Origin of the sequence: Micromonospora sp. AMSO12t (genome assembly GCF_008806585.1) — a bacterium.
GTDB classification, from domain to species: Bacteria; Actinomycetota; Actinomycetes; order Mycobacteriales; family Micromonosporaceae; genus Micromonospora; species Micromonospora reichwaldensis.
In genome coordinates this window covers 1-12,356 of sequence record NZ_WAAS01000049.1, presented here as the reverse complement: position 1 = coordinate 12,356, position 12,356 = coordinate 1, and the positions used below count along the sequence as shown (strand labels likewise).

The window sequence follows — 12,356 nt, the reverse complement described above, 5'->3', positions numbered from 1 at the left end:
CATGAGGATCGGGCTGATGGAGCTGCTGCTCGCGGTCGGCTGGCCGCCGGGCGTCCTGCTGGCGTGGGTGATCGTCCAGCTCGCCGTCGCCGCCGCCCTGCGCCTGCGGGCGTCGCGCTACGCGCAGGGCCGGCTACGCTTCGACGGCTGTCGCTGGCCGAGGAGGATGAGAGCGCTGATGCGACGACCAGCCGAACTGTCCGACGTCACCTGGCCGTACGGCACGTTCCTGCAACGGCTCGGCCCTCCGGTTCGTGCCGCCCTGCTGGAGCTGGGGGTGCGCCGGCGGGTCCCGCCCGGACAGATCGTCATCCACGAGGGCGTACGGGAGTCGCACCTGGTGCTGCTCGAGGAGGGGCTGACGAAGGTCACCGCGACCCTTCCGGACGGGCGGGCCGCACTGCTGGCCCTGCGCGTCGGCGGCGACCTCGTCGGCGAGATGTCGGCACTCAACGACCGGCCCCGCTCGGCGAGCGTCACCACCTGCGGGCCGGCGACGTACCGGGTCATCCAGCCCGACCGGTTCAAGATGTTCCTCAAGGAGCACCCGGACGCCGCGCTGGAGTTGGCGGCGATGGTGTCGGACCGGCTGCGCTGGTCCAACCGGCGGCGCATCGACTTCACCTCCTACCCGGTGAAGATCAGGGTCGCCCGGGTCGTCGCCGAGCTCTGCCGCACCCACGGCCGCCAGGTTCGCGACGGCGTGGTCATCGACGTGCGGCTCACCCAGCCCGAACTCGCCAGCATCTGCGGCGCCGCCGAGACCTCCATCCAGAAGGCCCTGCGTGAACTGCGCACGGAGGGCCTGGTCGACACGGACTACCGCCGGATCACCGTCCGCGATCTGCCCCGGCTGCGGCGGATGGGCGAGCTGGAGGCCGGGGAGGACTGACGGGCGCCGGGCGGGGGCGGAACGTGTGGCGGCGCGGGAACGGCCGGGACCGGGTGGCAGACTGGTGGGGTGAGCGAAATCGAGTCCGTCCACCTGCGCCCGCGCCGCATCCGAGTGGTCTGCTGGGCCTGCGCGGCTGTGCTGTTCGTGGTGTTCAGCCTGCTGGCCACCTCGTTGAGCGGCGCGACGGGCAACGGCTACGGGAGCTTCCAGCGGGGCGACCAGATCGCGATGGTCGGGCTCGGCGTCCTCGGTGCGCTCGCCGTCCTGATCTTCACCCGTCCCCGGGTCGACGCGAACGCGTCGGGGGTGCGCGTGCGCAACCTCGTCGGCTCGTACGAGCTGCCGTGGGAGGTCGTCCGGGGGGTCCGCTTCGACCGGGGCGCGCCCTGGGCCAGCCTGGAGCTGCACGACGACGACCTGCTGCCGATGGTCGCCCTCCAGGCCGCCGACAAGGAGCGGGCCGTCGAGGGGGTCCGCGCCCTGCGCCGGCTGCACCAGGCGCACCAGGCCCGGCTCACCGAGGGCGCCGCCGGCCGCTGACCCGGGCGCCCGGTTGGGAGGGTGTCCGGGCGAGGGTGTAGTGTTACCAAGTCGACCAGGCTGTCTTCGTGTGTGCGCATCGCGCCCATGCGTGCAGCCTTGAAAGAGGAGCGCCTGCTCCCACCCGAGTCGCCACCACGGTGGCCGGGTCCGGTCACCGGTTCCGGGCATGTCCCGGCACCGGATGCGCGATCATGTGATCGTGCCGACCGGTCGAGCGGGCCCTGGCATGCGCCGGGGCCTTCTGCTTTCCGGGCCGGCTCCCACCCGGGAGCCGCGAGGGTCGGCCACGTAGAGATTCCGACTCGAGGAGGCCCCATCAGCGTCGAACCACGCGTGAACGAGCAGATCCGGGCACGTGAGGTCCGACTGGTCGGCCCCGAGGGTGAGCAGGTGGGCATCGTCCCGCTGGAGCGCGCCCTTCAGCTGGCCGCGGACGTCGACCTGGACCTGGTCGAGGTTGCGCCGATGGCGCGCCCGCCGGTGTGCAAGCTCATGGACTTCGGCAAGTTCAAGTACGAGAGCGCACTGAAGGCGCGCGAAGCGCGGCGTAACCAGCAGCAGACCGTCATCAAGGAGATGAAGCTCCGCCCGAAGATCGACCCGCACGACTACGAGACCAAGAAGGGTCACGTGGTGCGGTTCCTCAAGGCGGGCGACAAGGTCAAGGTGACGATCATGTTCCGCGGTCGCGAGCAGAGCCGCCCGGAGCTGGGTTACCGGCTCCTGCGCCGGCTCGAGTCGGAGATCTCGGAGCTGGGGTACGTCGAGGCCGCTCCGAAGCAGGACGGTCGAAACATGATCATGGTGCTCGCGCCGCACCGCGCCACCAAGGCCGCCGCGGTCGCCGCCACGGCCACCCGGGGCGGGCCGAGGGAGCGGGACGCCGAGGGCGCCCCGGCCGACGAGCCCGCAGCGGCCGGTGACACCGGCACCGTCGCCGACAACAGCGGCGAGTAACAGGGGAGAGACGTTCCACATGCCGAAGATGAAGAGCCACACGGGAATGGGCAAGCGGGTCAAGGTGACCGGCAAGGGCAAGATCGTTGCCCAGCAGGCCGGCCTCCGGCACAACCTGGAGAAGAAGCCCTCCACCCAGACCCGTCGGCTGACCGGCACCGTGGTGCTGGCCAAGGCCGACGTCAAGCGCATCAAGAAGCTGCTCGGCCGCTGACGCGCGCCACCTTACGTAATTAGGAGTTGAGATGGCACGCGTCAAGCGGGCTGTGAACGCCCAGAAGAAGCGTCGTACCCTGCTGGAGACCGCGAGCGGCTACCGCGGTCAGCGCTCCCGCCTCTACCGCAAGGCCAAGGAGCAGGTGCTGCACTCGATGCAGTACGCCTACCGGGACCGTCGCGACCGCAAGGGCGACTTCCGGCAGCTGTGGATCCAGCGGATCAACGCGGGCGCCCGCGCCAACGGGATGACCTACAACCGCCTGATCCAGGGCCTGCGCCTGGCCGGCATCGAGGTCGACCGCAAGATCCTGGCCGACCTGGCCGTCAACGACGCCGCCGCCTTCGCGGCGATCGTCGAGCTGGCCCGGGCCGCGGTCGCGGCCGAGGGCACCGGCGGCGCGGCGGCCCAGGCCGCCTGATCCCCGCGCACCAGCAGATCGAGGCGTCTCCCATGCAGTCACCATCGCGCGGGAGACGCCTCGACGCTGTCTCCGGCCCCTTCACCCCGCGTACCCCCAGGGTCGTCGCCGCCCGCCGGTTGCAGCGCCGCCGGGACCGCGAGGCCGCCGGCCGCTTCCTGGCCGAGGGGCCGCAGGCGGTCCGCGAGGCCCTGGCTTGCCCGGGGGTGGTCACCGAACTCTTCGGTACGCCCGCAGCCCTGGACCGGCACGCCGACCTGGCTGCCGTCGCGGCCCGTGCCGACGTGCCCGTCTCCGAGGCGACCGACGAGGCGCTCGCCGCGCTGGCCGAGACCGTCGCCCCGCAGGGCCTCGTCGCCGTCTGCCGCCACCTCGACGTGCCGCTGGAGCGGGCCCTGGCCGACGGGCCCCGCCTGGTGGCCGTGCTCGCCGGGATCCGCGACCCGGGCAACGCCGGCACCGTGCTGCGCACCGCCGACGCCGCGGGCGCCGGTGCGGTGGTCTTCGCCGGCGAGGCCGTCGACCCGTACAACGGCAAGTGCGTGCGGGCCTCGGCCGGCAGCCTCTTCCACGTTGACGTGGTCCGCGCGCCCGACCCGGTGGACGTCGTCGCGGCGTTGCGCGCCGCCGGGCTCACCGTGCTCGCCACCACCGGCTACGGCGAGGACGACCTCGACGACCTCGCCGACGACGGGCGGCTCGCCGCCCCCACCGCCTGGCTCTTCGGCGCGGAGGCGCACGGCCTGCCCGAGGCGCTCACCGCCGCCGCCGACGCCCGGGTCCGGGTGCCCCTGCACGGGCGCGCCGAGAGCCTGAACCTGGCTGCGGCCGCCGCCGTCTGCCTGTACGCTTCGGCGAGAGCACAGCGGCGGTCGTGACCCGACCGTCGAGTCAGATCGCAGGGGAGACCGTCCGCCCATGAACGCGCCACGGCGTTCGTTTAGCCAGCCCGCCGGTGTCGGCGGGCGGCGGGCCTGACCTGCTCTCCGCACAACTCCCACCGGCGGGCTGCGGCACAGCCGCGCGTCCGTAGACTCGCTTCGCCGCCCGTGAGGGCTGGCGCCGCCGTGAGGGAGTGCCCGTACGCCATGAGCTACCGCAACGATCCGTACGACCCGAAGCAGGTCGCCCTGCTCGACCCGGCCGCCCTGGCCGAGGCCGTCGCCGCCGCCGAGAAGGCGTTCGCCGAGGCCGGTGACCCGGACGCGCTGACCGCGCTTCGCCCGGCGCACCTCGGCGACCGGTCCCCGGTCTCGCTGGCCCGCCGCGAGATCGGCGCGCTGCCGCCGGCCGCCAAGTCCGACGCCGGCAAGCGGGTCAACGAGGCCCGCCGCGCCATCGACGCCGCGTACGCGGCCCGCCAGGAGGTCCTGGACCGGGAGCAGGCGCAACGGGTGCTGGTGGAGGAGCGCGTCGACGTGACGCTGCCCCACGACCGGCGGCCCCGGGGCGCCCGGCACCCGATCAGCACCCTGATGGAGCAGGTCAGCGACCTGTTTGTCGGCATGGGCTACGAGGTGGCCGAGGGGCCCGAGGTCGAGCTGGAGTGGACCAACTTCGACGCCCTGAACATCCCCGCCGACCACCCGGCGCGCGGCCTGATGGACACCTTCCACGTCGCGCCGCCGGAGGGCACGGAGGGCTCCGGCCTCGTCCTGCGTACGCACACCTCGCCGGTGCAGGCGCGCACCATGCTGACCCGCAAGCCGCCGATCTACGTGATCGTGCCGGGCCGGGTCTACCGCACGGACGAGCTGGACGCCACCCACGCGCCGGTCTTCCACCAGGTGGAGGGGCTCGTGGTGGACCGGGGCATCACCATGGCGCACCTGCGCGGCACCCTGGACCACTTCGCCCGGGCGATGTTCGGTGAGGGCGCGAAGACCCGCTTCCGGCCGCACTACTTCCCGTTCACCGAGCCGTCGGCCGAGTTCGACGTCTGGTTCCCCGAGCACCGCGACGGCCCGCGCTGGGTCGAGTGGGGCGGTTGCGGCATGGTCAACCCGCGGGTGCTGCGCGCCTGCGGCATCGACCCCGAGGTCTACTCCGGATTCGCGTTCGGCATGGGCATCGACCGGACGGTGATGTTCCGGCACGGGGTCAGCGACATGCGGGACATGGCCGAGGGCGACGTGCGGTTCACCCGCGCGTTCGGGACCGGGGCGTAGGCGATGCGGGTACGAGTCATGGAGACGGTGGTCTGAGTCATGCGAGTTTCTGTCAGTTGGCTGCGGGAGTACGTCGACCTCCCGGCCGACCTGCCCGCCGGCGACCTGGAGCAGGCCCTGGTCGGCCTGGGCATCGAGGTCGAGTCCGTGGTGGACCTGCGGGAGACCGTCACCGGTGCGCTGGTGGTCGGTGAGGTCCGCGAGATCGAGGAGCTGACCGGCTTCAAGAAGCCGATCCGGTTCTGCCGGGTCGACGTCGGCGACGCCAACGGCACCGGCGAGCCGCAGGAGATCGTCTGCGGGGCGCGCAACTTCGCCCCCGGCGACCGGGTGGTGGTGATCCTCCCCGGCGGCGTGCTGCCCGGCGGCTTCGCCATCGGCGCGCGCAAGACGTACGGGCGCAACTCCCACGGCATGATCTGCTCCGCGCGGGAGCTGGGCCTGGGCGACGACCACGACGGCATCGTCGTGCTGCCCGCGGACACCCCGGCCAAGCCGGGCGACGACGCGCGGCCCGTGGTCGGCCTCGACGACGTCGTGGTCGACCTGGAGATCACCCCCGACCGGGGGTACGCGATGAGCGTCCGCGGCCTGGCCCGGGAGCTGTCGCACGCCCTCGGCGTGCCGTTCCGCGACCCGGGCCTGGCGCCCGCGCCCGGCGGCACCGTCGAGCCGGCCTACCCGGTCGAGGTGCGCGACACCGTCGGCTGCGACCGGTTCGCCGCCCGCCTCGTGCGCGGCGTCGACCCGACGGCGCCGACCCCCGACTGGATGCAGCGGCGGCTCACCGTCGCCGGCATCCGCAGCATCTCGCTGCCGGTCGACATCACCAACTACGTGATGCTCGAACTGGGCCAGCCGATGCACGCCTTCGACGCCGACCGGATCGCCGGGCCGCTGGTGGTCCGCCGCGCCGAGGCGGGGGAGAAGCTGACCACCCTGGACGGGGTCACCCGCGCCCTCGCGCCCGAGGACATGGTCATCTGCGATGAGACCGGCCCGATCTCACTGGCCGCAGTGATGGGTGGCGAGACCAGCGAGGTCGTCGCCGGGACGACGAACGTGCTCTTCGAGGCCGCCCACTGGGACCCGGTGATGGTCGGGCGCACTGCCCGCCGGCACAAGCTGTTCAGCGAGGCGGCGAAGCGGTGGGAGCGGGGCGTCGACCCGGCCCTGCCGCTGGTGGCCATCGCGCGGGCGGTCCGGCTGCTCACCGAGCACGCGGGCGGCGCGGCCGGTGACGAGATCCTCGACATCGACCACGTCCGGCCGCGTACCCCGGTCGTCCTGCCGGCCGACCTGCCGAGCCAGCGGATCGGCGTGAGCTACCCGCCCGCGCGGGTGGCCGCCCTGCTGGAGCAGGTCGGCTGCACGGTGGCCCGGGGCGCCGACCGGCTGGCCGAGGACCCGGGCGAGGTCGGCGTGGCCGCCGGCACCGGGGGCGCGCTCAGCGTCACCCCGCCGACCTGGCGGCCCGACCTGACCGACCCGGCCGACCTGGTCGAGGAGGTGGTCCGCCTCGACGGGTACGACCGGGTGCCGTCGGTGCTGCCGACCGCGCCGCCCGGCCGCGGCCTGACCTGGCAGCAGCGCCGCCGCCGGGCCGTGGCCCGGTCGCTCGCCGAGCGGGGGTACGTGGAGGTGCTCGCGCACCCGTTCGTCGCCCCCGGGCTGGCCGACCAGCTCGGCCTGCCGGCCGACGACCCGCGCCGGAGCGCGGTGCGACTGGCCAACCCGCTGTCGGAGGAGGAGCCGCTGCTGCGCACCACGCTGCTCGGCCCGCTGCTCGGCATCGCGAAGCGCAACCTCGGCCGGGGCCAGCGCGACCTCGCCCTCTACGAGATCGGCGCGGTGTTCCACCCGCGTCCCGACGCCGGCCGCCCGCCGGCGATGGGCGTGGACCGGCGACCCACCGACGAGGAGTTCGCCGCCGCCGACGCGGTGGTGCCCGACCAGCCCCGGCACGTCGCCGTCGTGCTGACCGGCGACGTGGAGCCGGCCGGCTGGTGGGGCGCGGGCCGCCCGGCCGGCTGGGCGGACGCCGTGGAGGCCGGCCGCGACGTGCTCGCCGCCGCCGACGTCCCGGCGGACCGGATCGAGGTCCGGGCCGCCGAGTACGCCCCCTGGCACCCCGGCCGCTGCGCCGAGCTGCTGGTCGACGGCACGGTGGTCGGGCACGCCGGCGAGCTGCACCCGGCTGTCGTGGCGGCGCTGGAGCTGCCCCGGCGGACCAGCGCCATGGAACTGGACCTGGACGCGCTGCCGGCCGCCCCGGTGGCGTCCGGGCCGGTCGTCTCGGGCTTCCCCCCGGCGCTGATCGACGTGGCGCTGGTGGTGGACGCCTCGGTGCCCGCGGCGCAGGTGCAGCAGGCCCTCGTCGAGGGCGCCGGTGGGCTGCTGGAGCAGGTGCGCCTGTTCGACGTGTACGCCTCGGAGCAGCTCGGTGAGGGGCGCAGGTCGCTGGCGTACAAGCTCACCTTCCGGGCCCCGGACCGGACGCTGACCGTGGAGGAGGCGGTGGCCGCCCGGGACGCGGCGGTCGCCCGCGCCGCGGAACGCTTCGGCGCCACCCTGCGCGGCGCCTGAGTGACGACGAGGGCTCCTTCCGCCGGCGCGGGAGGAGCCCTCGTCGTTTCCCGGCTCCACAGGTGGGTGAGAGCGTGATCGGGACCAGTCTCATTCCCATGCAGTCGACTGCATGAACTTGCAGACAGGTGTCGCCGCTTGCTAGCCTCCTCTGCATAGTCATGCGGAGGTGGGGATGGGTATCCGAGTCGCGGTCGCCGGGGCGAGCGGCTACGCCGGCGGCGAGCTGATCCGCCTGGTCGCCGGGCATCCGGAGTTCGATCTGGTCGCCGCCACCGCGCACAGCCAGGCCGGGCACCGGCTCGACGTCGTACACCCGCAGCTCGCCGGCCTGGACCTGGTCCTCGGCGAGACGGACGCGGCGACGCTGGCCGACGCGGACCTGGTCTTCCTGGCCCTGCCGCACGGACAATCGGCGGCCCTGGCTGCCCAGCTGCCGCCCGAGGTCCGGGTCGTCGACCTGGGCGCCGACCACCGGCTCGCCGACCCCTACGCCTGGGCCAACTACTACGGCGGCACGCACGCCGGGCCGTGGACCTACGGCCTGCCCGAGCTGCCCGGCCAGCGAGAGCTGATCGCCGGCGCCACCCGGGTCGCCAACACCGGCTGCTACGCCGCCGCCATCATCCTGGCCCTCGCCCCGCTGATCGCCGCCGGCGCCGCCTCCCCGGCCGACGTGGTGGTCGTCGCCGCCTCCGGCACCTCCGGCGCCGGCAAGGCGGCCAAGCCGCACCTGCTCGGCAGCGAGGTGATGGGCGACCTGTCGCCCTACCGCGTGGGCACCCACCAGCACGTCCCGGAGATCAAGCAGGCCACCGGCGCGACCGGCCTGTCGTTGACCCCGGTGCTCGCGCCGATGCCCCGGGGCATCCTCGCCACCGTGACGGCGGTGCCGGCCCGGGGCGTCGACCCGCGGGCGGTGCTCGCCGAGGCGTACGCGGACGCGCCCTTCGTGCACGTCCTGCCCGAGGGGGCCTGGCCGCACACCGCCGCCACCCTCGGCTCCAACTCCTGCCACCTGCAGGCCACGGTCGACGTCGACTCCCGCCGGATGATCGTGCTGAGCGCGCTGGACAACCTCGGCAAGGGCGCCGCCGGCCAGGCCGTGCAGAACGCCAACCTGATGTGCGGCCTGCCGGAGACGACGGGCCTGTCCACCTGGGGAGTCGCGCCGTGAGTTCCGTAGCCACGAACGAAGGACTGGTGCAGTGAGCGTCACGACTCCGCGGGGGTTCCGGGCGGCCGGGGTGGCCGCCGGGCTCAAGACCAGTGGCGCGAGCGACGTCGCGCTGGTCGTCAACGACGGCCCGGACGCCGGTGTCGCCGGCGTGTTCACCGCCAACCGGGTCAAGGCCGCGCCGGTGCTCTGGACGCAGCAGGTGGTGCGCGGCGGCGTCGCGCGCGCCGTGGTGCTCAACTCCGGTGGCGCCAACGCCTGCACGGGCCCGGCCGGCTTCCAGGACACCCACGCCACGGCCGAGCACACCGCCGCCGCGCTCACCGCCGCCAGCCCGCGGCTGATGCTGGGCGCCGCCGACGTGGCGGTCTGCTCGACCGGCCTGATCGGCGAGCGGCTGCCGATGGGCAAGCTGCTTCCCGGCGTACGCTCGGCGATCCGCCGGCTGGCGCGCGACGGCGGCCCGGCGGCGGCCGAGGCCATCATGACCACGGACACCCGGCCCAAGACCGCGGTGGCCCGGGGCAGCGGCTGGACGGTCGGCGGCATGGCCAAGGGCGCCGGCATGCTCGCCCCGGCGATGGCCACCATGCTCTGCGTGCTGACCACGGACGCGGTGGCCGGGCCCGAGGCCCTCGACGCCGCCCTGCGGGAGGCGTGCCGGGTCACCTTCGACCGGATCGACTCCGACGGCTGCATGTCGACAAACGACACGGTGCTGCTGCTGGCCAGCGGCGCGAGCGGCATCGCGCCGACCCCGGCCGAGCTGGCGGCGGCGGTCACCGCCGCCGCCCACGACCTGGCACAGCAGCTCATCGCCGACGCCGAGGGCGCCACCAAGCAGATCGCCATCGACGTTGTCGGCGCGGCCAGCGAGGACGACGCGGTCGAGGTGGGGCGCTCGGTGGCGCGCAACAACCTGGTCAAGACCGCGCTGTTCGGCAACGACCCGAACTGGGGCCGGATCCTCGCCGCCGTCGGCACCACCGCCGCCGCGTTCGAGCCCGACGGGGTCGACGTCGCCGTCAACGGCGTCTGGGTGTGCCGCTCCGGCGCCGCCGCCGAGGACCGGTCGAAGGTCGACCTGACCGGCCGGGACGTCACCATCCGCATCGACCTGCACGCCGGCGCCGCCGAGGCCACGATCTGGACCAACGACCTGTCCCACGCGTACGTGCACGAGAACTCGGCCTACTCGACATGAGCCTCTCCACCGACCTCGCCCGCGCCCAGGTCAAGGCGGCCACGCTGATCGAGGCGCTGCCCTGGCTGGCCCGCTTCTCCGGCTCGACCGTCGTGGTCAAGTACGGCGGCAACGCCATGGTCGACCCCGAGCTCCAGCGGGCCTTCGCCGCCGACATGGTCTTCCTGCGCTACGCCGGCCTCCGGCCGGTCGTGGTGCACGGGGGCGGCCCGCAGATCTCCGCCATGCTCGGCCGGCTGGGCATCGCCAGCGAGTTCCGGGGCGGCCTGCGGGTCACCACCCCGGAGGCGATGGACGTGGTCCGGATGGTCCTGGTCGGCCAGGTCGGCCGGGAACTCGTCGGCCTGATCAACGCCCACGGCCCGTTCGCGGTGGGCCTCTCCGGCGAGGACGCCGGACTGTTCACCGCCGTGCGGCGGCCCGCGTACGTGGACGGGGAACCGGTCGACGTCGGGCAGGTCGGCGACGTCGAGTCGGTCGACGTCTCAGCGGTCACCGACCTGATCGGCGCCGGTCGCATCCCGGTGATCTCCACCGTGGCGCCCGACGCCGACGGGGTGCTGCACAACCTGAACGCCGACACCGCCGCCGCCGCGCTCGCCGTCGCCCTGGACGCCCGCAAGCTGGTGGTCCTCACCGACGTGCCGGGCCTCTACGCCGACTGGCCCGACACCGACAGCCTGATCAGCGAGATCACCGTCGAGGAGTTGGCGGCGCTGCTGCCGTCGCTGTCCAGTGGCATGGTTCCGAAGATGGAGGCGTGCCTACGGGCGGTGCGGCAGGGCGTGCCGGCCGCGCACGTCGTGGACGGCCGCGTCGCCCACTCCACGCTGCTGGAGGTCTTCACCTCGGAAGGATTCGGAACCATGGTCGTGAGCGCGAGGAGTGCGGGAGCGGAGCGAGTGAGCCCCGCAGTCGCGAACGAAGAGGACGCCGTCAGCGCGCGGAGCGGGCCTGTCAGCTCCGCCGCCGCCAACCAGGAAGGCACGATCGCCGGATGAGCACGCTCGTCGAGCGCTGGGCACAGTCCATGATGGACAACTACGGCACGCCGCCGCTCGCCCTCGTCGCAGGCTCCGGCGCAGTCGTGGTCGACGACGCCGGCCGGGAGTACGTCGACCTCGTCGGCGGCATCGCGGTCAACGCCCTCGGCCACGCCCACCCGGCCGTGGTGGCCGCCGTGTCGAAGCAGGTCGCCACCCTCGGGCACGTCTCGAACCTCTACATCGCCGAACCGCCGGTGGCCCTCGCCGAGCTGCTGCTGGCCCTGGCCGGGCGGCCGGGACGGGTCTTCTTCGCCAACTCGGGCGCGGAGGCCAACGAGGCGGCGTTCAAGCTCTCCCGGCTGACGGGCCGCTCGCACGTGGTCGCCACCCGGGGCGGCTTCCACGGCCGGACGATGGGCGCGCTCGCCCTCACCGGCCAGCCGGCCAAGGCCGATCCGTTCCGCCCGCTTCCCGGCGAGGTGACCCACGTCGACTACGGCGACGTGGCGTCCCTGGAGGCGGCTGTCACCGACGCCACCGCGATGGTGATCCTGGAGCCGATCCAGGGGGAGAACGGCGTGGTGGTCCCGCCGGCCGGCTACCTGGCCGCCGCACGCCGGATCACCGCCCGGCACGGCGCGCTGCTGGTGCTCGACGAGGTGCAGACCGGTGTCGGGCGTACCGGGCACTGGTTCGCGCACCAGGCCGACGGGATCGAGCCCGACGTGGTGACCCTTGCCAAGGGCCTCGGCGGCGGGCTGCCCATCGGCGCCTGCCTGGCCTTCGGTCGGGCCGCCGAATTGCTGGCCCCCGGCTCGCACGGCACCACCTTCGGCGGCAACCCGGTGAGCTGCGCCGCCGCCCTCGCGGTGGTGTCGACCATCGCCAGCGAGGGGCTGCTCGACCACGTCAAGCGGGTCGGCGAGCGGCTGCGCCGGGGGATCGAGGCGCTGGGCCACCCGCTGGTCGACGGCGTATGCGGCGCGGGCCTGCTGCTCGGCGTGGTGCTCGCCGCGCCCGTCTCGAAGGTGCTCGCCGAGGCGCTGCGCGAGGCCGGCTTCCTGGTCAACCCGGTGCAGCCCGGCGTGGTACGGCTCGCCCCGCCGCTGATCCTCACCGTCGCCCAGGTCGACGCCTTCCTGGCCGCCCTCCCGGCCGCCCTCGACGCGGCGTCCCCGGCCGCCGCCGGCACGGTCCCGGCC

At 74.1% G+C, this 12,356-nt stretch carries 12 protein-coding genes; all 12 read left to right on the top strand.

The window, feature by feature from the left end; all coding sequences use genetic code 11:
* Position 1: 1 nt before the first annotated feature.
* Positions 2-892, top strand: a complete 891-nt coding sequence (locus tag F6X68_RS10485; RefSeq protein WP_225852129.1) for a Crp/Fnr family transcriptional regulator — start codon at positions 2-4, stop codon at positions 890-892.
* Between the two features lie 69 nt (positions 893-961).
* Positions 962-1,435, top strand: a complete 474-nt coding sequence (locus F6X68_RS10480) for a PH domain-containing protein (protein ID WP_132240188.1) — start codon at positions 962-964, stop codon at positions 1,433-1,435.
* A gap of 336 nt (positions 1,436-1,771) precedes the next feature.
* Positions 1,772-2,395 (top strand): translation initiation factor IF-3, encoded by a 624-nt coding sequence (gene infC, locus F6X68_RS10475; RefSeq protein ID WP_121395190.1) that lies wholly within the window; start codon positions 1,772-1,774, stop codon positions 2,393-2,395.
* Between the two features lie 19 nt (positions 2,396-2,414).
* Entirely contained in the window at positions 2,415-2,609 is a 195-nt protein-coding gene (gene rpmI, locus F6X68_RS10470) for a 50S ribosomal protein L35 (RefSeq protein ID WP_007458415.1), read from the top strand.
* A 31-nt stretch (positions 2,610-2,640) separates the two neighbouring features.
* Complete coding sequence (gene rplT / locus F6X68_RS10465) at positions 2,641-3,033, top strand: 50S ribosomal protein L20 (RefSeq protein ID WP_030335718.1); 393 nt, start codon at positions 2,641-2,643, stop codon at positions 3,031-3,033.
* A gap of 32 nt (positions 3,034-3,065) precedes the next feature.
* Entirely contained in the window at positions 3,066-3,911 is an 846-nt protein-coding gene (locus tag F6X68_RS10460) for an RNA methyltransferase (RefSeq protein ID WP_151454080.1), read from the top strand.
* Between the two features lie 210 nt (positions 3,912-4,121).
* Positions 4,122-5,201, top strand: a complete 1,080-nt coding sequence (gene pheS, locus F6X68_RS10455) for a phenylalanine--tRNA ligase subunit alpha (RefSeq protein ID WP_132240216.1) — start codon at positions 4,122-4,124, stop codon at positions 5,199-5,201.
* 39 nt (positions 5,202-5,240) lie between these two features.
* Positions 5,241-7,787: a phenylalanine--tRNA ligase subunit beta gene (pheT, locus tag F6X68_RS10450; protein WP_151454079.1), complete on the top strand. Its 2,547-nt coding sequence runs from the start codon at positions 5,241-5,243 to the stop codon at positions 7,785-7,787.
* A gap of 175 nt (positions 7,788-7,962) precedes the next feature.
* Positions 7,963-8,964, top strand: a complete 1,002-nt coding sequence (argC, locus tag F6X68_RS10445) for an N-acetyl-gamma-glutamyl-phosphate reductase (RefSeq protein WP_151454078.1) — start codon at positions 7,963-7,965, stop codon at positions 8,962-8,964.
* A 31-nt stretch (positions 8,965-8,995) separates the two neighbouring features.
* Entirely contained in the window at positions 8,996-10,168 is a 1,173-nt protein-coding gene (gene argJ, locus F6X68_RS10440; protein WP_151454077.1) for a bifunctional glutamate N-acetyltransferase/amino-acid acetyltransferase ArgJ, read from the top strand.
* The gene (gene argB / locus F6X68_RS10435; RefSeq protein WP_151454076.1) at positions 10,165-11,169 is read left to right on the top strand and encodes an acetylglutamate kinase; all 1,005 of its coding nucleotides are present in this window, start codon (positions 10,165-10,167) and stop codon (positions 11,167-11,169) included. The genes argJ and argB overlap by 4 nt, the downstream gene beginning before the upstream one ends.
* Positions 11,166-12,356: acetylornithine transaminase (locus tag F6X68_RS10430; RefSeq protein WP_151454075.1), on the top strand; the 1,191-nt coding region annotated here is incomplete at its 3' end. The genes argB and F6X68_RS10430, both read left to right, overlap by 4 nt.

What these genes read in the sequence shown, in the direction of transcription:
- argC (WP_151454078.1), top strand. Translation starts at nt 7,963, where the DNA reads ATGGGTATCCGAGTCGCGGTCGCCGGGGCGAGCGGCTACGCCGGCGGC.
- F6X68_RS10485 (WP_225852129.1), top strand. Translation starts at nt 2, where the DNA reads ATGAGGATCGGGCTGATGGAGCTGCTGCTCGCGGTCGGCTGGCCGCCG.
- rplT (WP_030335718.1), top strand. Translation starts at nt 2,641, where the DNA reads ATGGCACGCGTCAAGCGGGCTGTGAACGCCCAGAAGAAGCGTCGTACC.
- rpmI (WP_007458415.1), top strand. Translation starts at nt 2,415, where the DNA reads ATGCCGAAGATGAAGAGCCACACGGGAATGGGCAAGCGGGTCAAGGTG.
- pheS (WP_132240216.1), top strand. Translation starts at nt 4,122, where the DNA reads ATGAGCTACCGCAACGATCCGTACGACCCGAAGCAGGTCGCCCTGCTC.
- argB (WP_151454076.1), top strand. Translation starts at nt 10,165, where the DNA reads ATGAGCCTCTCCACCGACCTCGCCCGCGCCCAGGTCAAGGCGGCCACG.
- pheT (WP_151454079.1), top strand. Translation starts at nt 5,241, where the DNA reads ATGCGAGTTTCTGTCAGTTGGCTGCGGGAGTACGTCGACCTCCCGGCC.
- F6X68_RS10460 (WP_151454080.1), top strand. Translation starts at nt 3,066, where the DNA reads ATGCAGTCACCATCGCGCGGGAGACGCCTCGACGCTGTCTCCGGCCCC.